Origin of the sequence: Patulibacter sp. NPDC049589 (assembly GCF_040675535.1) — a bacterium.
Lineage (GTDB): Bacteria > Actinomycetota > Thermoleophilia > Solirubrobacterales > Solirubrobacteraceae > Patulibacter.
The window spans coordinates 14,050-34,333 of record NZ_JBFAPC010000034.1 but is presented as its reverse complement, the minus strand read 5'-3'; the positions used below and the strand labels follow the sequence as shown (position 1 = coordinate 34,333).

Annotated in this window: 19 protein-coding genes and 1 tRNA gene; 6 read left to right on the top strand and 14 right to left on the bottom strand. The window is 73.5% G+C overall.

The window, feature by feature from the left end; translation table 11 throughout:
• The first annotated feature begins 162 nt into the window (after positions 1–162).
• Positions 163–711: a hypothetical protein gene (locus AB0L40_RS08920; RefSeq protein ID WP_364352333.1), complete on the top strand. Its 549-nt coding sequence runs from the start codon at positions 163–165 to the stop codon at positions 709–711.
• A gap of 125 nt (positions 712–836) precedes the next feature.
• Positions 837–1,634 (top strand): TIGR00282 family metallophosphoesterase, encoded by a 798-nt coding sequence (locus tag AB0L40_RS08915; RefSeq protein ID WP_364352330.1) that lies wholly within the window; start codon positions 837–839, stop codon positions 1,632–1,634.
• Between the two features lie 6 nt (positions 1,635–1,640).
• On the opposite strand, the gene AB0L40_RS08910 is transcribed toward AB0L40_RS08915, so the two are convergent.
• The 4 genes from AB0L40_RS08910 to AB0L40_RS08895 form a co-directional block, all read right to left on the bottom strand.
• Entirely contained in the window at positions 1,641–3,611 is a 1,971-nt protein-coding gene (locus tag AB0L40_RS08910; protein WP_364352328.1) for a hypothetical protein, read from the bottom strand.
• On the bottom strand, positions 3,611–4,069 hold the full coding sequence (locus tag AB0L40_RS08905; RefSeq protein WP_364352325.1) for a GtrA family protein: 459 nt from the start codon (positions 4,067–4,069) through the stop codon (positions 3,611–3,613). Before AB0L40_RS08905 ends, AB0L40_RS08910 begins: the two co-directional genes overlap by 1 nt.
• Positions 4,066–5,619 (bottom strand): alkaline phosphatase family protein, encoded by a 1,554-nt coding sequence (locus AB0L40_RS08900; RefSeq protein ID WP_364352357.1) that lies wholly within the window; start codon positions 5,617–5,619, stop codon positions 4,066–4,068. Before AB0L40_RS08900 ends, AB0L40_RS08905 begins: the two co-directional genes overlap by 4 nt.
• Before the next feature lie 133 nt (positions 5,620–5,752).
• A complete protein-coding gene (locus AB0L40_RS08895) occupies positions 5,753–6,328 on the bottom strand; it encodes a DUF4126 family protein (RefSeq protein ID WP_364352322.1) in 576 nt (191 codons plus the stop codon).
• 21 nt (positions 6,329–6,349) lie between these two features.
• Between AB0L40_RS08895 and AB0L40_RS08890 the strand changes: the two genes are divergently transcribed.
• The gene (locus tag AB0L40_RS08890; RefSeq protein WP_364352319.1) at positions 6,350–7,885 is read left to right on the top strand and encodes a PLP-dependent aminotransferase family protein; all 1,536 of its coding nucleotides are present in this window, start codon (positions 6,350–6,352) and stop codon (positions 7,883–7,885) included.
• Positions 7,885–8,823, top strand: coding sequence for a D-alanine--D-alanine ligase (locus tag AB0L40_RS08885; RefSeq protein ID WP_364352316.1), 939 nt, complete (start codon positions 7,885–7,887; stop codon positions 8,821–8,823). The genes AB0L40_RS08890 and AB0L40_RS08885 overlap by 1 nt, the downstream gene beginning before the upstream one ends.
• Positions 8,824–8,986: 163 nt before the next feature.
• Here AB0L40_RS08885 and AB0L40_RS08880 read toward each other — a convergent pair whose 3' ends face one another.
• The 10 genes from AB0L40_RS08880 to rpmH all read right to left on the bottom strand — a co-directional run bounded on the left by AB0L40_RS08880 (position 8,987) and on the right by rpmH (position 17,229).
• Positions 8,987–9,475: a bifunctional nuclease family protein gene (locus AB0L40_RS08880; RefSeq protein ID WP_364352313.1), complete on the bottom strand. Its 489-nt coding sequence runs from the start codon at positions 9,473–9,475 to the stop codon at positions 8,987–8,989.
• 281 nt (positions 9,476–9,756) lie between these two features.
• Positions 9,757–9,830, bottom strand: a tRNA-Ile gene (locus tag AB0L40_RS08875).
• Positions 9,831–9,958: 128 nt separating this feature from the next.
• A complete protein-coding gene (locus tag AB0L40_RS08870) occupies positions 9,959–10,837 on the bottom strand; it encodes a ParB/RepB/Spo0J family partition protein (RefSeq protein WP_364352310.1) in 879 nt (292 codons plus the stop codon).
• The gene (locus AB0L40_RS08865; protein ID WP_364352307.1) at positions 10,830–11,588 is read right to left on the bottom strand and encodes a ParA family protein; all 759 of its coding nucleotides are present in this window, start codon (positions 11,586–11,588) and stop codon (positions 10,830–10,832) included. The genes AB0L40_RS08870 and AB0L40_RS08865 overlap by 8 nt, the downstream gene beginning before the upstream one ends.
• A gap of 2,634 nt (positions 11,589–14,222) precedes the next feature.
• On the bottom strand, positions 14,223–14,942 hold the full coding sequence (locus AB0L40_RS08860) for a 16S rRNA (guanine(527)-N(7))-methyltransferase RsmG (protein WP_364352304.1): 720 nt from the start codon (positions 14,940–14,942) through the stop codon (positions 14,223–14,225).
• A 37-nt stretch (positions 14,943–14,979) separates the two neighbouring features.
• Entirely contained in the window at positions 14,980–15,456 is a 477-nt protein-coding gene (locus tag AB0L40_RS08855; RefSeq protein ID WP_364352301.1) for a R3H domain-containing nucleic acid-binding protein, read from the bottom strand.
• A 2-nt stretch (positions 15,457–15,458) separates the two neighbouring features.
• Complete coding sequence (locus AB0L40_RS08850; protein WP_364352298.1) at positions 15,459–16,409, bottom strand: YidC/Oxa1 family membrane protein insertase; 951 nt, start codon at positions 16,407–16,409, stop codon at positions 15,459–15,461.
• A gap of 17 nt (positions 16,410–16,426) precedes the next feature.
• Positions 16,427–16,687, bottom strand: coding sequence for a membrane protein insertion efficiency factor YidD (gene yidD, locus AB0L40_RS08845; protein ID WP_364352295.1), 261 nt, complete (start codon positions 16,685–16,687; stop codon positions 16,427–16,429).
• Positions 16,687–17,091 (bottom strand): ribonuclease P protein component, encoded by a 405-nt coding sequence (gene rnpA / locus AB0L40_RS08840; protein ID WP_364352292.1) that lies wholly within the window; start codon positions 17,089–17,091, stop codon positions 16,687–16,689. The genes yidD and rnpA overlap by 1 nt, the downstream gene beginning before the upstream one ends.
• Positions 17,092–17,094: 3 nt before the next feature.
• Complete coding sequence (gene rpmH / locus AB0L40_RS08835; RefSeq protein WP_364352289.1) at positions 17,095–17,229, bottom strand: 50S ribosomal protein L34; 135 nt, start codon at positions 17,227–17,229, stop codon at positions 17,095–17,097.
• A gap of 334 nt (positions 17,230–17,563) precedes the next feature.
• Here rpmH and dnaA point away from each other — a divergent pair, with 334 nt between their 5' ends.
• Positions 17,564–19,015: a chromosomal replication initiator protein DnaA gene (dnaA, locus tag AB0L40_RS08830; RefSeq protein ID WP_364352286.1), complete on the top strand. Its 1,452-nt coding sequence runs from the start codon at positions 17,564–17,566 to the stop codon at positions 19,013–19,015.
• Positions 19,016–19,159: 144 nt separating this feature from the next.
• The gene (dnaN, locus tag AB0L40_RS08825; RefSeq protein ID WP_364352283.1) at positions 19,160–20,269 is read left to right on the top strand and encodes a DNA polymerase III subunit beta; all 1,110 of its coding nucleotides are present in this window, start codon (positions 19,160–19,162) and stop codon (positions 20,267–20,269) included.
• Positions 20,270–20,284 lie beyond the last annotated feature (15 nt).

Sequence of the window (20,284 nt, the reverse complement as noted above, 5' to 3'; positions counted from 1 at the left end):
TGGCCGGCGGGGTACGGCGCGACCTCGTCGGAGCTGGACGCACGCGTGACGCGGCCGCCCGGCGGGCCGGACGGCGCCGTGGACCGGAACGCCCGTCAGACCGGGCCCGTCCGCCCCGGTCCCTAGCGTCCGCCCGGTGCGGCGGACGACCGAGCGACGGCGATGAACGACGACCCGGTGATGCGGCGCGCGTTCGAGGGGCAGCGGCTGCTGCTCCAGGGCGATCGCGACGGGGCCCGCGAGGTCTACGCCGAGCTGTGGGCCGACCTCGACGCCGCGGGCGACGACGACCCGATGCACCGCGTGTGGGTCGCGCACGTCACCGCGGACGCCCAGAGCGATCCCGCCGAGCAGGTCCACTGGGACCTCGTGGCGCTGAAGGCGGCGGACGACGCGGCCGAGCGGGGCGGCATCGACGGGGTCAGCGTCCGCACCTTCTACCCGTCGCTGCACCTGAACCTGGGCGAGGGCTTCCGTCGGCTCGGAGACGTCCGGCGCGCCCGCGAGCATCTGGCCGAGGCGGAGCGCCACCTGCGCGGCCACCCCGCCGACGACGAGCGCGACGGCATCGCCGCGGCGGTCGAGGGGCTGCGCGACCGCATCGAGCACCCGCCCGAGGACCGGATGCCCGATCCGCACGGCCTGGACGACGCGGACCTCGACCTCGGGCTCGACGTGGACCTCGACCTGCGGTCCAGGCCCGTCGACTGACGCGCCGAGGGCCGGGGCGCCCCGGCCCTCGGCGACCGCGACCGGCGGACGGGGGCGGAGGCCCGGCGCCGGCATCACGACCCGCGGGCCCGGCGCCCCGGCCCGTCCGCTGCCACAGTGGTCCGATGCCCGAAGCGCCATCCATCCTGTTCGTCGGCGACGTCATCGGCTCGATCGGTCGCCGGGCGCTGCGGGCGGCGCTGCCCGAGCTGCGCGCCGAGCACCGGCCGACGTTCGTCGTGGTCAACGGCGAGAACGCGGCCGGCGGCGTCGGGATCACGTCGAAGATCGCCGAGGAGATGTTCTCGATCGGCGTCGACGTCATCACGCTCGGCAACCACGCCTTCCGCCAGCGCGAGGTGTGGCCGTACCTCGACGAGGTCGACGAGATCGTCCGGCCCGCCAACTACCTCGCGTCGATGCCGGGCCACGGCTCGTGCGTGGTCGAGACGGGCGGCGTGAAGCTCGGCGTCCTGAACATCATGGGCAACCTGCACCTCGATCCGGGCCGCCACATGTTCACGCTGGCCGAGGCCGAGGTCGAGAAGCTCCTGCGCCGCGGCTGCGACCACGTGCTGATCGACGTCCACGCCGAGGCGACGAGCGAGAAGGTCGCGATGGGCTGGGAGTTCGACGGCCGCGTGACCGCCGTCGTCGGCACTCACACCCACGTCCCGACGGCCGACGCGCGCGTGCTGCCGAAGGGCACCGCCTACATCACCGACGTCGGCATGTGCGGGCCGCGCGACTCGGTGATCGGCGTCAAGAAGGAGCTCGCGATCGAGGCGATGCGGACGAAGCTGCCCGTCCGCTTCGAGCCCTCCGAGCGCGATCCGTGGCTCTGCGCCGTGCTGATCCGCGGCGGCGAGCAGCCGCGCACCGCCGCGTCGATCACGCCGATCCAGGTCTCGCCCCAGGTCTGATCGGCCTCAGGCGTCGACGCCGGACCCGTGCTCCGGCGGGCGGCGGGGCGCCGCGAGCCGAGCGGCCTCGCGCCGCCGGACGTCCGCGGCCCACGGCGCGTCCTCCTCGGCGATCGGCCCGTGCATCCGCGGCACGACCGCCGGTCGCCCGCCGGGCACGACCCCCGGCCACCGCAGCGGCCGGTCGGCGAGGCCCGCCGCCACGATCAGCGGGATCAGCCAGACGAGGTAGAGGTAGAACCAGTACTCGGTCGCCATCTGCAGGCCGAGGATCACGGCCAGGACGAGCGCGGCGGTGCCGGTGACGTCGTGGCGGCGCGGGAAGAGCGCGATCGCGACCCCGAAGAGGATGGCCACGACGCGCACGGGGTTGCGCATCCACCCGAGCGCGTCGTAGAAGCCCCACGGCATGAACGGCGCCGGGCGCCCCGCCTGGTAGCCGATCGTGCGGTCGAAGAGATGCCCGAACGTGAAGCCGCGCATCACGATCACGGACACGACGAACACGAGCACCAGGGCGCCGGCGAGCAGCACGACGCCGCTGACCACGCCGCGGCCGGCCTCGCGCGCAGGCCGCTCGGACCCGCGCAGCGGCCAGAACGACGGCGGGCCGTACGAGACCCGCACCGACGGCGCCACCCGGCGCGTGCTCATCAGGAGCGGCAGGATCACGAACGGCGCGATCTTCGACGCGCCGGCCGCACCCGCCGCCATCCCGCGGAGGAACGGCTTGGCGCCCGCGAGCAGGACGAGCCCGAGCATCACGGCCGGCAGCGCGTCGTTGGAGTTCGAGTTCAGGCAGTACGCCGTCCACGGGCAGGCGAGCCACAGGTACGCGTAGAGGACGCCGCGCCGGTGACCCGACGCGCGGTCCTCCTCCTGCGAGCGGCCGACGAAGAAGAGGACGGCCGCCGCCAGGGCGTCGATCGCGATCGCGGCGGCGTGCGCGGCGGGGAGGTCGTCCCACTTGCCGTTGCCGCTCCACGGGAAGAGCTGCTCGAACGGCACGTACGCCAGGTACGTGAGCGGCCCGTAGGTGTCGCCGCGGCCGACGTTGTCGGGGAACACGCCGTAGGCCGTCAGCCCGTGGCCGATCTTGTCGGCGCCGACGACGCTGGCGTAGCCGACGTCGATGACGTTGCCGTCCTCGACGTTCAGGATCGCCCGGAAGACGAGCAGGGCGACGCCGAGGACCAGCAGGACCCCGGTCGGCAGCAGGATCGGGACCGTCCGGGCCTCCGAACGCGGCTTGCGCAGCCCCCGGACGACGGCCCAGACGAAGAGCGACAGCAGCAGCCCGAAGCTCAGCGGCACCGCCCAGTCCAGGCGGGCGTTGTTGAAGAAGGCCAGCGGCGCCGTGAAGCCCGCGAGCAGCAGCAGCGGCACCGGCGGGCCGCGGACGGGCCGGAGCCCGACGAACGGCACGAGGAAGAGGATCAGCAGCACGCCCCACAGCCAGGGGTTGGTGATCGAGCGGCCGAACGCGCCGTCGATGCCCCGCGCCATCGTCCAGGCGACGTACGGGACGTCCCACGACTCGGTGATCGTCTTCGAGGCGTCGTCGATGACGAGCTGGCCGATCTCCGTGAGCGGCTTGCCCTTCTTGTAGATCGAGAGCTGCCACTGGTACTGGCCCTTGAGGAAGATCCGGTCGTAGCTGCCGGGGTTGTCCCGGCGGACCTGCTGCATCTTCGGGTCCGACCGCGCCAGGCGCTGGGCCTGGCGGGCGGTCATCACGTGCCCGCGCGGCGGCGTGTCCATCGTCGCGGGGGTCTCGAACTTGTTGGCCTCCGTCGGCCCGTCGCGGACCACCGGCTGCAGGGGGTTGGTCGTCCCGCCGGCCGTGGCCGGGGCGCCCGCGGTGGACGTGACGGTCTTCGTCACCGTCAGCGGGGCCGCGACCGCCGCGGCGGGCCCCGACGCGAGCGCCAGGACGAACGCCACGAGCACCCCGATGAGGACCGGGGCGCGGCGCATCACCGCTCCGCGAAGCTCCACAGCTTGTTGCCGACGAAGCTCATCGGCGTGGCCGCCCCGATCGCGATCGCCTGGGCGGCGAGCTTGCCGACGCCGAAGCCGTCGACGAGCACGTGCAGCACCAGCAGGTTGACCGCGAGACCCGCCAGGCTGACCGCGACGAAGCGCGCGGCCTGGAAGCCGGCGTGGCCGGACGCGTCGGCGAACGTCCACATGCGGTTGAGCGCGAAGTTGTTGGTCACCGCCACGACGAAGCCCAGGAGCGCCGCGAGCCGGTAGTCCCAGCCCAGCGGCCCGGCCGCCACCGCGTAGACCAGCAGGTTGACGACCGTGCCGGTCGCGCCGACGACCGCGAAGCGCAGCAGCTGGACCCACGCCGCCCGGCTGCGCACGGCCTGGCCGAGCCGCACGCGCAGCGACGGGGAGGGGGCGGGGAGCTCGAACTCGGAGGTGCTCACGGGGTGCTCGTCGTCGTCCCGACGCCGAAGTGGCGCCGGATCATGGGGGTCGCGTCCTCGATCGACCAGGCGTCCGGGGCCAGCTCGGGCCGGCCGCGCGGATCCTCCTGGTCGTGGAGGCCGTGATGGATCAGGATGCCAACCGCGTCGTCCGCCCGTAGCGACCCGTGGCTCCCGCCGCCGACGTGGTCGACGCCGCCCCAGTCGGGGAACTCGGCCCCGGCGGCCGCGGACAGCAGCAGGTCACCGGAGTTCACGCAGGTCAGGGCGGACCAGCAACGGCCCAGCGGATCGGGGTGGCTGGCGCTCTTCAGCACGCCCGCGGAGACCGCCGCGCCGACGACGCCGAGCCGCCCGGAGACGATCCACGTCCCGCCGCGCTGGTCCCGGACGACGGTCTCGGGCACGGCGACGGGTCCGCCGTCGAGCGTCGAGGACGCGTCGGGCTCGGCGCCGTCGGGGGCAGGACGGAAGCGCAGCTCGCCCTCCGCGTCGGAGTCGACGCCCGCGCCGATCACGCCCGACCCGTCCGCGGGGTCGCGCCAGACCGCGAGCTCGACCCCGTCGGCCGCGCGTCCCGCCGCGACGAGCTCGGGCAGCAGCCGCGGCCGCTCCGCCGGGTCCAGGACGTAGACCATGGCCGCACGCGAGGCCGGGCAGTACGCGATCCGGTCCCGCCTCTTCGGCCCCGACGGCCCGGTGATCCCGAACGGCTCGAAGGCCGGACGCGGGTCGGCGCGGCGCTCGACGAACGTGTGGGAGTGATCCGACGCGACGACGAGCGCCCACTCGGCGAAGAAGCGGTCCAGCCCGCCGGCGGCCTCGGCGACCCGGGCGATCTCGCGGTCGGCGGCCTCGATCGACTCGACCTGGGCGTCGGGCCCGTGCGCATGGCTGTGGGTGTCGTTGTCGGGCAGCGAGAGCAGGAGGAAGTCGACGAGGTCGTTCTCGACCAGGTGCGCCGACACGCAGCCGGCGTGCTGGTCGCGCAGCCCCGGGTGGCCGAAGCGGGACCGACAGGCGGTCTCGCGCGTCGCGACCAGGTCGGCGAAGAACAGCTCCTTCGGGCCCATCATCGGGGCGCGCAGCAGCGTGGCGGAGAACTTCGTGGCCATCCGGTCGCGGGCCAGGCGGTGGCGATGGCGCCCGCGGGTGATGAGGAACGTCGTGCCCCCGGTGCGGATCCCGGCGTCGTCGAGCGACTCGTAGACCGTCTCGACCTCGGGCGCCAGGTGGCGGCCGTTGAGGTGGTAGGTGACGTCGGCGAGCTGCCGGGCGATCCCGAGCCGCCGGGACGCCCGGAAGCTCGACCCGTACTCGACGTACCGCTCGCGGGTGCGGTCCCACCAGTTGATCGACGGGATCCGGTGGCGGTCCTGACGCACGCCGGTGGCCAGCGCGGTCGCGCAGACCGGGGTGACGGACGGGAACGCGGCCACGGACTCGTGCAGCTCGCCCTCGGCGACGGCCCGGGCGAGGACCGGGGCGCGGCCCTCGGCGATCGCCCGGCGCAGCTGGGCGGGGTCGCAGCCGTCGACGACGGCGAAGATCAGGCGCCGGCGCGGACGCTCGTCGGGGTCCGCGATGGGAGGACCCTCAGCGCCGCGGACCGCGCGTCGGACGGCGGGCGATCACGAGCCGGCCGGCCGCGCCGGGAGCGTGGACGTGGCGAGTCCCGGCCATCTACCGCAGGATCCGCAGGCCGGCGTGCTTGGTGGTGTCCTGGCGCCGTCCGCCGACGAAGAGCCAGACGCCGGCGACCACCGCGAGGATGCCGACCGGAGGCAGGACGACCGAGAGCAGCGCCACCAGGCCCGCGCCCAGCGCGCCGCCGACGGAGAGCAGCGTGCGCTGCTCGTCCTCGAGCCGGGCGCGCGTCCGGCGCAGCAGCGACTGGACGGCGACGCCGACGACGAGCGCGGCGAGACCGCCGGCGATCAGCCCCGGCCACCAGGTGTCGCTGCGGTCGGCGACGGTCGCGGCGGTGACCACCGCGCCGAAGATCACGCCGAGGCCGATCAGGACGCGCTCGGCCTGCGGCGACTCGAGCCGCCTGCGGGCGACGATCGCCGCGACGGCCAGGACGACGGCCAGAACGAGGACGACGGGCGACTCGACGACCGAGAACGAGGTCCCGTCGTAGTCGGCCCCGAGGTTCGCGAGGCCGGCCGCCGAGGCGACCGCCAGCGGGAGGAAGGGGCTGGCGCCGGCCGCGGCCGCGATGCCGAGACCTTGGAGGATGTCGAGGAGATAGTTCATGAGGGCGGTACCGTTTCCCGCATGACTGTAGAGGACCAGGACCCGACTCCCTCGCAGGGGGTGGGCGACGACGAGCGCCGGCCCACCGCTGCGGCGGCAGCCGCGGAGCGGTCCGGCGCCCCGGCCGCGGATCCGGCCGCGGCGACCCCGCCGGCGCGTCCCGTGCCGGCGTTCGACGGCCACACCCCGGTCCAGCGCCCGTCCGGCGACCTCGAGCGCTACGCCCGCTTGTTCTCGCAGCGCACGCGCGTCATGAAGACGTCCGCGATGCGCGACCTGATGGCGCTGACGGAGCGGCCCGAGGTCATCTCGCTGGCCGGCGGCCTGGCGGACACGACGCTCTTCCCGGCCGAGGACCTCGCGAAGGTCCTCTCCCACATGGCGGCGGGCGACTCGGCCCGGGCGCTGCAGTACGGCCCGACCGAGGGCCTGGCCGAGATCCGTCCGTGCCTCGCCGAGGTCATGGCCGCGGAGGGCACGATCGTCGACCCCGACGAGATCCTCGTGACCTCCGGCGGCCAGCAGGTCATCGACCTCGTCTGCAAGACGCTGGTCGACCCGGGCGACGTCGTCGTCACCGAGGGCCCGACGTACCCGGGCGCGGTGCCGACGTTCTCGGCCTACGAGGCGAACGTCGTCCAGATCGAGATGGACGAGGACGGCATGCGGATCGACCTCCTCGAAGAGGCGCTCGACCGCCTCGCCGCGGAGGGCCGCCGCCCGAAGTTCATCTACACGATCCCGACGTTCCAGAACCCGGGTGGCGTGACGATGTCGCTCGAGCGCCGCCGGCGGCTCGTGCAGATCGCCCACGAGCAGCAGATCCTCGTCCTGGAGGACAACCCGTACGGCCTGCTGCGCTACGAGGGCGAGGCCCTGCCGACGCTGCTGTCGCTCGACGGCGGCCGGTTCGTGATCTACGCCGGCACGCTCTCGAAGATCCTCTCCCCCGGCATCCGCGTCGGCTGGGCGCTGGCCCCGGCGCCGGTGCGGCAGAAGATGGTCATCGGCAAGGCCGGCAGCGACCTGAACTCCTCGTCGCTCTCGCAGCTGTTCGTGGCCTACTACTTCCGCGAGCGCGACTGGCGGGACTACGTCCGCCAGCAGGCGACCGTCTACCAGGCGCGCCGCGACGTGATGCTCGAGGCGCTGACCCGGCACATGCCCGACGGCACGACGTGGACGCGGCCCCAGGGCGGCCTCTTCGTGTGGCTGACGCTGCCCGAGCAGATCGACACGACCGACCTCCTCGCGCGCGCCCTGCAGCACGACGTGGCGTTCGTCCCCGGGCGCGGCGCGTTCCTCGACGGCCGCGGCGGCAACTCGATGCGGGTCAACTTCTCGGGCGTCACCGAGGACGAGATCCGCGAGGGCGTCAGCCGCATCGGCTCCGTCATCGCCGAGCAGCTCGAGCTCTACGCGTCGATCGCCGGGACTCCGCGCCCGCGCGGCGGCTCGACCCGCGGCGGCTCCTCCGACCCCGTCGCGAGCCCCGGCGACACGGACCGGTCGATCGTCCCCCTGCGGACCGCCGGCCGGCGCCGGGGCACCGCCTGATGCGGGTCGCGGTCCTCCAGGGCGGCCGGTCGCTCGAGCGCCAGGTCTCCCTGCAGACGGGCCAGCGCGTCGAGGAGTCGCTGCGCCGCCTGGGCCACGAGGTCCACGGCGTCGACATCGACCACGCCTTCGTCCGGACCCTCGGCGACCTGCGGCCCGACGTCGCGTTCGTCGCCCTGCACGGCGAGGACGGCGAGGACGGGACGGTCCAGGAGCTGCTCGAGGTCCTGGGCATCCCCTACACGGGCTCCGCGCCCGCGGCCTGCGAGCGCTGCTGGGACAAGGTCGTCGCCAAGCGCACGCTGGCCGGGGCGGGCATCGCGACCCCCGACGCCGTCTCCGTCTCGGAGTCCGCGTTCAAGCAGCTCGGCGCGGCGGACGCCCTGGTCCTCGTCGGCGAGCGCATCGGCTTCCCGCTCGTCGTCAAGCCCTCCCGTCAGGGCTCGGCGCTCGGCCTGCGGATGGTCCAGCGCGCCGAGGAGGTGCCCGCGGCCCTCGTCGCCGCGCTCTCCTACGACGACCGGGTGCTCCTCGAGCACCACGTCGACGGGCGGGACCTCTCCGTCTCGGTCCTCGACGACGAGACGCTGCCGGTCGTCGAGGTCCACCCCCGTGGCGTCGACCCCTACGCGGAGCGGTACACGATCGGCGAGACCACGTTCACGTGCCCGGCCGACCTCGACGCGGCCACGATCGCCGCGGCCGAGGACCTGGCCCTGCGGGCCTTCCACGCCCTCGGCTGCCGCGGCTTCGCGCGCGTCGACCTGCTGGCCGACCGCGTCACCGGCGAGCTGACCGTGCTCGAGGTGGACGCGGTGCCCGGGCTGACGCACACGAGCTACCTGCCGGTGGCCGCGGAGGCCGCGGGCATCGGCTTCGACGCCCTGGTGGCGCGGCTCGTGGAGCTGGCGCTGCAGCCGGCGTCCGCCGGCGCCTGAGCGCGCCGTCAGGCCTGCTCGCGCAAGCCGATCCTCGGTGGGTCGGGACGCACCGCCCCGGACCGTCCGCGGGCGTCGCCGGCCGGAGCGCCGACGACGCGGATGCAACATCTCGTGCAGTCGAGCGCCGAGGCGCCACCCGGGCGGGATCCTGCAGGGCGGGTCAGCCCTGCTGGCCGAAGTCGTCCGGGGAGACCTGGTCCAGGAAGCTGCGGAAGCGGTCGACGACGTCGTCGGCCTCCTCGGAGCCCTTGTCGAACTCGATCGCGGACTCCTCGATGACCTCGTCCGCCGCGAAGATCGGCGCGCCACAGCGGACCGCGAACGCGAGGGCGTCGGACGGGCGGGAGTCGACCTCGACCTCCCTCCCGTTCAGGTCGAGGGTGATGGTCGCGTAGAAGGTGTTGTCGCGCAGCTCGGTCACGGCGACCTTGGTGCACTTGACCTCGAACTGCTCGAGGACGTCGACCATCAGGTCGTGCGTCATCGGGCGGGGCGTCGAGGCGCCCTGCAGGCGCATGAGGATCGCCGCTGCTTCCGGATGCCCGATCCAGATCGGGAGGAAGCGGTTGGACTCGGCGCACTTCAGGAGCACGATCGGCTGCTTGCCGACCATGTCGAAGCTCACGCCGTAGATGGTCATCTCCTGCATGGATCTGCTCCGCGGGGAGGGTGCGGTGGACCAGAAGGCCGACTCGGCGTCCTGCACCACGAGTATAGGCGGGGGACCATCCGGGCCACCGTGGGCCGGGACACGGGGCGCCCGGGTCGCGCCGGCGTCCCCGGCGCCTGGTGCCCGGGTCGCTGCGATGCCGGCCGCTCACCGCGACGCTGCGACCTGCGGGCACCGCAGCGACCCGGGGTGGGGCGGAACGCGGCGGCCGACACCCGGTCCCAGAACGACGAAGGGCCCGCGATGCGGGCCCTTCCGAGTGGGCGATCCTGGATTCGAACCAGGGACCTCTTCCTTATCAGAGAAGCGCTCTAACCGACTGAGCTAATCGCCCCCGCGGACGGGGAAGACTAGCGCAGAACGGCGACGCATGCCTCGTGCCCGATCCCTCCCGATCGCCCGCTCTCACCCGCGATGCGGTGGGCCCGCACCCGGACCGGGGTGCCGAGGGAGCGGTGGCCCTCAGGCGTCGAGGCGCTCCATCAGGCGACGGGCCGCGCCGGCGTCGCGCAGGCGGATCTCGATCGCGAAGCCGTCGCCCTTCGGCTTGACCTCGACGTCGTGGCCCATGCGCCTGCCGAGCCGGTCGCTGAGGTCCGTCGCGGCGGCGACCTGGTCGGCCGGGGCGACCTCGCGCGAGCGCTTCGCGCGGTTGCCCGTTCCCTCGGCCCGGGCCTTCTGCTCGAGGACGCGGACGGACCAGCCCTGGTCCGCGGCCGCCTGGCCGAGCGAGCGTCGGACGTCGTGCCCGTCGGCAAGCAGCACCGCGCGGCCGTGCCCCTCCGTCAGGCGGCCCTCGCCGATGAGGTCGAGCGTCTCGTCCGGCAGGTCGAGGATCCGCAGGAGGTTCGAGATCGCGACGCGCGAGCGGCCGACCATCCGGCCGACGGCCTCGCGGGTGAGGCCCATGTCCTCGACGAGGGCCGAGATCGCGCGGGCCTCCTCGACGGGGTTGAGGTCCGCCCGGGCCATGTTCTCGACGAGCGCGGCCTGGAGGGTCGTCGCGTCGTCGCGCTCCTGGACGAGGGCCGGGAGCTCGCCGAGCCCCGCCAGCTGCGTCGCGCGCCAGCGGCGCTCGCCCGCGACGAGCTCGTACCGCCCCCCGGGCATCGGGCGCACGAGGACGGGCTGCAGGACCCCGCGGTCGGCGATCGAGTCGGCGAGCGCCTGGAGCGCCTCGGGCTCGAAGGTGCGGCGTGGCTGCTTGGGGTTCGGGACGACGAGCTCGACCGGCAGGGTCCGCAGCTCCGCCCGGCGCTCGGTGCCGGTCTCGGACTGCTCGTCGGCCGAGAGGATCGCGGCGAGCCCGCGGCCCATCCCCCGCTGCTTGGGCTTAGCCACGGGCCACCATCTCCTTCGCCAGGTCGAAGTACGCCGTCGCGCCGTTGGAGTGCGGATCGTGGTGGATCACGGGGATGCCGTAGCTCGGCGCCTCGCTGATTCGGACGTTGCGCGGGATGACGGTCTTGAAGACGAGCTCGGGGAAGTGCTCGCGGACCTCGCGCTCGACGTCGTGCGACAGCCGGGTTCGGGTGTCGTGCATCGTCAGCAGCATCCCGGCGATCGCCAGCCGCGGGTTCAGTCGCCGCTGGATCAGCCCGAGGGTGTCGAGCAGACCCGCCAGGCCCTCGAGCGCGAAGTACTCGGCCTGGACCGGGACGATGACCCGGTCGGCCGCCACCAGCGCATTGATGGTCAGCGGTCCGAGCGACGGCGGGCAGTCCAGCAGGATGAAGCGGTAGTCCTCGCGGATACCCTCCAGCGCGTCGCGCAGGCGCCCGTCGCTGCCGGCCTCGCGAGCGAGCTCGACCGTCGCGGCGGCGAGGTCGGGGTTCGAGGGCAGCAGCGAGAGGCCGTCGATGCTCGTGTCGATGACCGCCTCGGCGGCGGTGACGTCCCCGCGCAGGACGTCGTAGACGCTGGGCTCGGTGTGCTTGTCGATCCCGAGCGCGACGGTGGCGTTGGCCTGCGCGTCGATGTCGATCAGCAGGGTCCGGTAGCCCGCTTCCGCGATGCAGGCCGCGAGGTTGACGGCGGTGGTGGTCTTCCCCACGCCGCCCTTCTGATTCGCGATGGCGTAGATGGTGCCCAAGGGCCACCGAGGGTACCGGGCGCACCCCGCGCGCGAGGGCGCCGCGCCGCTGTTTGCGCGTTTCACGTGAAACATCCGTGGGGTGTCGGCGGCGGCCTCGGGCCGCGTCCCGCAGGAGGCCTCGCGGAGCGCGCCGGTGGACGTCTGCGCGACGCGACGCCCGGGGATGCGCGCTCGCGCCCGCCCGCCGCGCCTGAGCGGACCCCGCCAGCCACCTTGGCCTGACACGGCGCCGGCCTCGATCGAGGCCATCCGAGACGCCGCCGCGGACCGACCAGGGGTGCGCTCGCCACCACGCGGCGTTCGGATCGGGAGGTCGCCGTCCCAGCCAGGCGGCGAGCCAACCGACACCGCGACTGCCCCGCCCCCGTCCGCTGCGCCGACGAGGCCGCCCAGCCGACCGTCGTCGGCGCGCATGGCCGTACCCGGGCCCGGGGCTCGACGTCCCGCGGACCGGGCTGCGCGTCGACCTCGGCACGTCGGTCCTGGGCGACGGTGAACCATTCGGGGGGCGACGGATCTCACATCGACGCCTTCGACCCAAGCGGCCCTCCGTTTCACGTGAAACACCGCCCGCCCCTGCAGGTCTCCCGAGACCTGGAGACGGCCTGCCGGCCGCGCCGGGGTTCGCGCCCGGATCCGGGCGCAAGGGAACCCTCCGCGGCAAGAGTCCGCCTCACGTGTTTCACGTGAAACGGTCTGGTCGGCGACCGCCAGTGACGAGACACCCGAGAATCGCGACTGCGACCGCGCCATCGACACACCCGTCAGTGGCGACCGGCAGGGACATCCTGCTGCTCCCTGGTGCCCCGGAACACGACGGCAGGACCGAGACGAGACGTCGCGAGCGGCCCCCGCGTGGCGGCGCGCGAACCCCCCCCCCGGGTCGGCGCGGCCGCCGCGACCGTACGGGCTCGACGACCGCAGCCGAAGCACCCACCGCAACGGGGCACAACGCCCCGCCGCCCGCCGCTCCGGTGGCGGCGCGGCGCACCGGAACGCCGAAGCCGGTGACTCGTTCGAGCCCCCGCTCAGCCCGGGCTGAGCAGCCGGCGACTTCCGACATCGTGATCGACACGTCCCTCCGCGCCGCCGCCGGCCCGATCCCGAGAAGGGGACGGAGTCCGGACCCGCAGGGCTCGGCAGGTAAGGCAGGACGGCGGCGGCGGGAGCACGAGGCGTCACGGTCGCGGCACGAGCAGTCGCGCCGCGCTCCCGGGCGGGCGCAGCGCGGGGCCGACGAGGGCTCACGTGCGAGGCCGACGCACGAGCCATCGCCACGACGCGACATGTGCCGCCCTCCCTGGCCGTGCGAAGGGCCTCCGGTTGGTCGTCCTGGGCACCAAGCGGAGGGCGGTGGGCGATCGTGTCTGGGACGCCGCAACGATGCGGAGACCGCCCCGCCGAACGGCGGCTCCTTCGGCGACCCGGTCCGTGCCCACCGCGGGCCCGCCACCCGGCGAGACCACCCGCCGCACCCGCGGACGCACCGGGGGACCGACCCGGCACTCCCGGCCCCCCGGTCCACACCGTGGAACCGCCGACGAGTCGCCACCTCGCCAGCCGACCGGGTGCACGCTGGAAGAAGGGTGCCGGACGCACCGGGGGACCAAGCCGGCAGCACGAACCGCGGCAAGCGAGTCCGAGCCAACGACGACGACATGCGCGACGCCGGTGACCCGGCCGGACGCATGCTGCTGCGCTCGCGCGATCGCCTGCAGCATGCCCGGTGTCGCCCCACGGACAGGTCGGCCGACCTCCACCGTCGCCGCGTCCCGGTGGGTTGAGTCCCGGTCGCGGACCACCGAAGGCCCGAGACCCGGCCGACGTCGGCGGTTCGTGCGACGCCACGCACGACCGACCACGCGACGTCCTCGGAGATCCCGGGGCCCGAGCGGTCCGGGGCACGCCATCCCGACCTCCCACGGTCTCCCAGGTGTTTCACGTGAAACACGGCGCCGCGCGCCAGAGACAGCACCCCGATCCCCCGACCACCGCGCACCACCCTGCCAGCGTCGAATAGAGGCAGGCCCAGGCGACCACGACGGCGACCCCATCGGCCGTCCCCGGCTCGCCCATCGCGCCACCCCGACGTCTCGGGCACCGGAGCCACGAACCCCGGTCATCACGCCACGACGCCGGGGTCGAGCTCCCCCGGAACGGGAGGCGGTTCGGGTCCGCCGCACGCCGAGCCACACCTGGTCGCTCGCCGCAGCGGCACGGTAGCGGCGCCGCGAACCGGGCGGGACCACCCCCGACCGCCGACGACCCGGCGGACAGGCTCTCCTTCGGACCGACACCCACCGGAGCGACCCGCGCTCCACGGGGCGCGTCAGGCGGCAAGTCCGCGGTCACGCCAAGAACCCGACGACCAAGAGTCCGGCGAGCGCAAGGTCGAAGACCGACGCGGCCCGCGACCTCCGATGCGTCCCGAGCACCGCGACCACCCCGGTGGCCCAGTCGACGCTCCACGGCCGCGCGACCACCTCCGGCCCACCACTACCGCCGGCCCGAGGGCGGAGCACCGCGGACGCCGGGCACTACCGTGGGCGCGCCGCCGGCCCACCCATCGCCAAGGACGACCACACCGGACCGCCCTCCCCCTCCGGCGGGGCCGGAGACCTCAGACCCGGCTCAGCGGAGCGGCTGGCGCAGCGCAGCGCCGGCCTGGCGCGGGAAGCCCTTGGGGGTCGGCCCGCTCTTGATCAGGACGACGAGGCGGCGCTGCGTGGCCTCGGGCCACGGGCGGACCTCGAGCTGCTCCGGGGGCGACATCCGCAGGCGCTTGGCGACGGACTGCGCAACCGTCTCCTCCGCGCCCTCGATCGAGCCCTTCCAGGCGACCAGGCGGCCGCCCGGGGTCAGCAGGGGGCAGGCGTACTCGATGAGAACGCCGAGCTGGGCCACGGCGCGGGCGGTGACGACCTCTGCCCAGCCCTGGCCCTCCCACCACGCCTCGGCGCGGGAGTGGACGCCGCGGACGTTCCTCAGGCCCATGCGCTCCGCGCACGACACCGTCCAGGCCACCTTCTTGCCGACGGTGTCCAGCGCGACGACCTCCATGTCCGGGCGCGCGGCCGCGAGGACCAGGGCGGGGACACCCGCCCCCGTGCCGACGTCGACGACGCGGGAGGCCCGCGAGAGGGCCGGGACGACGAGGCCCGACAGGCCGTCGGCGACGTGGCGGTCCACGGCGTCGACGGGATCCTTCACGGTCGTCGACGCGTGCTCGTCGGTCGCGTAGACGTCGAGCAGCACGCGGAGCTGGTCGACGGCCGTTCCGGGCAGCTCGTACTCGGCGGCGAGCTCATCGAGGCGCGTCTCGACGCGGGCGTCGAACGTGGGGGCGCTCATCGGTGATCCACCGACGACGGGGCGGGCGACGGCATGCTCACGCGACCGGGCGCGTGACGACCAGGTGGCGGTCGGGCTCGTCGCCCTCGCTGTGCGTCCCGACGTCCCCGCGATCGCGGAGGCGCTCGTGGACGAAGCGGCGCTCGCTCGCGGTCATCGGGTCCAGGGCGACGGGCTGCTCGGTGCGCAGGGCGCGCTCGGCGGCCTCGTCGGCGATCCGCTCGAGGATCGACTCGCGGCGCGTGCGGTAGTCGCCGGCGTCCACGGTGACGACCCAGTCGCCACCGGGCGCGTGCTTGGCGGCGATCCGGGTGGCGAGGTGCTGCACGGCGTCGATCACGTGGCCGTGGCGACCGATGAACGGCGCGACGGCGTCCCCGTTGAGGGTGGCCGTGATCCGCGTGCCCCGACGCGTGACCTCGACCTCCTCGCCGGCGTCGATGGCGACGGCCACACGGCCGACCAGCAGGCCGACCTCGTCGGCGATCCGCTGGCCGATCTCGTCCGTGCCCATCCCTAGCGCCTCCGGCCCGACCGCTTCTTCTTGCGCTTGCGCGGCGGGGGCGGCGGCACCGCGCCCCCACCACCGCCGGCGCGCACGGCGGCCGCGCCACCGGGGGAGACGGCGACCTCGTCCTCCTCCTCCACCGGGGCGTGCTTGACGTGCCCGAAGACCTGGATGAGGCCCCACTGCTGCACCAGCGTGAAGACGTTGGTCGTGATCCAGTAGATGAACAGGCCGGACGGCGGCTTGATCGGAATCAGGAAGAAGACGAAGACCAGCGGCAGCGCGAGCATCAGGCGCTTCTGGTTCTTGTCCGCCGTGGGCGGCATGTTCACGATCGACGACGCCATCTGCGAGCCGACGTAGAGGACCAGCAGGAGGACCAGCAGCCTGCCGGTCGCGACGGCCGTGATGTCGTGGATGCCGATGAAGTTCTCGCCGAAGCCGCCGAGCTTCTTGGCGGCCTCCTTCACGGCGGAGAACGTGTCCGGGTTGTAGATGAAGTCCTTCGGGGCCTCACCGTTCACGTTCGGGACGACGCCACAGCCGATGTCGTGCGGCAGGTTCAGGTTCCGCCCGCTGCCGCAGATCTCGAACTTCAGATCGGTGCGGAGCATGTAGTAGAACGAGACCAGGAACGGGATCTGCACCAGGAGCGGCAGACAGGACCCGAACGGGTTCACCTTGTGCTCGGAGTAGAGCTTCATCGTCTCCTGCTGGAGACGCGGCTTGTCGTCCTTGTACTTGGCCTGCAGGGCCTTCATCTGCGGCGTGATCGCCTGGAGGCCCCGCATCGACTTGAACGATTTGACGCCCAGCGGCAGGACGCAGAGGCGCAGCAGGATCGTGAGGACGATGATCGAGAGGCCCCAGCCCAGACCGACCGAGTCGTGGAAGAACTCCAGGATCGGCAGGAACAGGTTGATGAGCCACTGGATCGGGGCGATGACGGCTGCGGGCATGGAACTCGTTCAGTCGTTCAGGACGAGGGAGAGGAACGGCGGGAGCGGAACAGCCGCTGGGCCGACACGGGATCGTAGCCGCCGTGGCTCCACGGGTTGCACCTGAGGATCCGCCAGGCACCGAGGACGAGTCCCTTGAGGACGCCCTCCGTCCTGATGGCCTCGGCGGCGTAGTGGCTGCACGTCGGCTCGTACTTGCACGTGCGCGGGAGCGCCGGCGAGATCACGCGCTGGTACACGCGGATCGGCGCGACGACGATCGACCGCAGGATCGACATCAGCTGGTGGCGTCCGGCGCCGCGACGGCCGGTGAGGCCTTCTCGACGAGCTCACGGAGCACCTCGGCGATACCCGACAGGCCGTCGCGCTCGGCGACGGCCAGGGCATCCGGGCGCGCGACGAGCACGAGGTCGACGGAGCGGAAGCGGTCGACGTGCTCGGTCATGGCCTCCCGCAGGAGGCGCTTGACGAGGTTGCGCTCGACGGACCCGCCGACGCGGCGGGACACGCTGAGGCCGACCCGCGGGTCGCGGGCCTCGTCGGCGTCGTCCCGCGGGAACAGATGCAGCACCAGGTGGCGGTTGCCGTACGAGCGCCCCTTGCGGAAGACGCGCTCGAAGTCGGCGCTGCGGGTCAGGCGACCCCGCTTCGACCGCGGAGCGGCCGGACGGGGATCAGGCATGACTCAGACGGTGAGCTTGCGACGGCCCTTGGCGCGGCGGCGCTTCAGGACCTGGCGGCCGGCCTTCGTGGACATCCGCTCGCGGAAGCCGTGGGTGCGGGCGCGCTTGCGCTTCTTCGGCTGGTAGGTGCGCTTCATAACTAGAGCTCGGGTCGAGGGGCCCGGCAGCGGAACAGGCACGACGGCCTGCCCGGCACGGGCACGGAACGAGCAGTCTAGCGGTCCCGTGACGCTCGGGCGCAGCGGTCATAGAGCACCCTCCGGACAGACCACCGGGGCCCGCGGAGATCCTTTTCCGCTCTTTCCGGGAACTCCGTCGAAGCGGGCCCCCGTCCGGCCCGTCGGGCGCCACGACCGCTGGTATATTCGCGGCTCGCCGTCACCCCTGGTGACGGCCTCCTCGGGGGGCCCGTCCGACGGTCTCCCTCCTGCTTCTCCCCGCCGCTCGCCGAGCGGCCGTCTCGTCCTACCCGTGAACCCCTCCGACCTCGACCGCGCCTGGACCGCAATCATGGAGGACGCCAGGCGGCAGATCGGCGACGGGGCCTGGGACAGCTGGCTCTCGGTCCTGCGGCCGGTGTCCACCGACGGGCACCAGCTCTGGGTCCAGGCGCCGCCTCACGCGCGCACGTGGATCGAGGCGCGACTCGTCCCCCTCCTGAGCGCCAGCGCCACCCGCGTCATGCGGCGGCCACTGACCGTCCGCCTCGCCGCCGACGAGCCGGCGCCGCCCCCACCTGGACAGGCGGGTCGCTGGAACGGCGGGCCGGCCGCACCGGCCCCGGAGCCGCTCCCCGCCGAGCGCCCGTTCACCCCGCGGTACCGCTTCGAGGAGTTCGTTCTCGGGCCGTCCAACCGCTTCGCCCACGCCGCGGCGCTGACGGTCGCCGAGAACCCCGGGGTCACGTACAACCCGCTGTTCCTCTACGGCCCGCCCGGCACCGGCAAGACGCACCTGCTCCACGCGATCGGGCAGTACGCGCGCCGGCACCACGAGGGGCTGCGCGTCCGGTACTGCACCGCCGAGACGTTCACGTCGGAGTTCACCGGCGCGCTGCGCAGCAAGGGCATCGCCGCGTTCAAGGAGCGCTACCGCGAGCTCGACCTGCTGCTCGTCGACGACGTGCAGTTCCTGATGGCGAAGAAGGCGACGGAGGAGGAGTTCTTCCACACCTTCAACGCCCTGCACGAGTCCGGCGCCCAGCTGGTCCTGACGGCCGATCGCGTCCCGCACGACATGGAGCAGCTCGAGCAGCGGCTCCGCGACCGCTTCGCGTCCGGGCTCGCCGCCGAGGTCGAGCCGCCGGACCTCGCCACGCGCCTGATGGTCCTGCGCAAGCGGATCACGGGCCAGGCGATCGAGCTCACCGATCCGGCCGCGCTCGAGGAGATCGCCCGGCACGTCAGCAGCAGCGTGCGGGCCGTCGAGGCCGCGCTGGTCCGCGTCGTCGCCTACGCCTCCCTGACCGACCGGCCCCTGACGGCCGGCCTCGCCCAGGAGGTCCTCGGGTCGCTCTACCCCGGTCGCACCCGCACCCCGGGCCAGCGGGCCGACGACCCGATCCTCGAGCCGGTCACGGTCCCCCACGTCCTGACGGCGACGTCGCAGACGTTCGGGATCTCGGAGGAGGACCTCCTCTCCCGCCGCGCCGACAAGCGCGTGTCCTGGGCGCGCAAGCTCGCCATGTACCTCGCGCGCGAAGAGACCGGTGCGTCGTATCCGAGCCTCGGCCGCGAGTTCGGCGGCCGGAACCACACCACCGTGATGTCCGCCTGGAAGAGCGTCGGCGAGCGGATCGACCGCGATCCGAGCGCACAGGTGGACCTCGCACGTGTGCGCTCCCTGCTGCAGGCTGTGCGCGAGTCCGGGGTCGGTGGCGACGACACCGTCACCGACGGTCCACAGGACGACCGCCATGACTGACAGACTGCACAGCGCCCTGTGCGTGGCCGCCGCGTCGCGGATCCCGATGACGACGGGGGATCCGGGTCTCCGGAACCCTCGACGCACAGGACGCACAGGACTTCCTACGACTCCTGATCACTCTTCTCTCCCGAGGATTCCAAGGTGAAACTGCACACCGCCGCACAGGACCTGCTGGGGCACCTCCAGTCGCTCAGCCGCATCGCGTCCGGTCGCCTGGCGAACCCGACGCTGTCCGGGGTCCAGATCGCGGCGACGGGCGACGGCATCGAGCTGCGTGCGACCGACCTGCAGGTCGGCCTCCGGATCCAGCTCGAGGGCGACGTCGAACGTCCCGGCACCGTGGTCCTGCCGGCCCGCCTGCTGCTGGATATCACCCGTCAGGCCCCCGGGCCGCGGCTGACGCTCGAGCTGCGCACCGAGGAGCAGGACGTCGAGGTCACCGCCGGGTCCGCGGTCTTCCACCTGCGGACGCTCCGCGGCGAGGACTTCCCGCCGCTGCCGGAGCCGTCCGGCGCCACGGGCGTCGAGGTCTCGGCCCAGGCCTTCGTGGCGACGACGGCCAAGGTCGTCCGCTCCGCCGCGAAGGACGACACGCGGCCGCTGCTGGCCTGCGTGCTGGTGCGGGCGGAGGGCGACGTCCTCACCATGGTGGCGACGGACTCCTACCGGCTGTCGGAGAAGAAGACGACGCTCGAGAGCCCCCTGGAGGGCTCGTTCGAGGCGAACGTCCCGGCCCGCGTCATGCAGGAGCTGGAGCGCCTCGTGCCCGCCAGCGGTGCGGAGACCCTGACCGTCGCCCGCGGAGAGAACCAGGTCCTCTTCACCGTCGGGCAGCACGTGCTCAGCTCGCGCCTGGTCGACGGGACGTTCCCGCAGTACCGCTCGCTGATCCCCGACACGTTCGATCACGAGCTGCGCGTGTCGACCAGCGAGCTGCGCGAGGTCGTCTCGCGCGTCTCGCTGCTGGCGCAGAAGGCCGCGGCGCTCAGCCTCGCGTTCAGCGAGGGCGAGCTCGTCGTCTCGTCGCAGACGCAGGACGTCGGTGAGGCCCGCGAGGCCCTGCCGGTGCCGTTCCACGGCGAGGCGTTCGCGATCGGCTTCAACCCCGAGTACTTGCGGGACGGGCTGGACACGATCGACGGCGACGAGGTGCTGCTGCGCCTGACGAGCCCGATCCGTCCCGGCTTGCTGCAGACGACGGACGATCAGGGCTTCCTCTACCTGATCATGCCCATCCGCCTGAACTCCTAGGGCCGCTCCCATCGC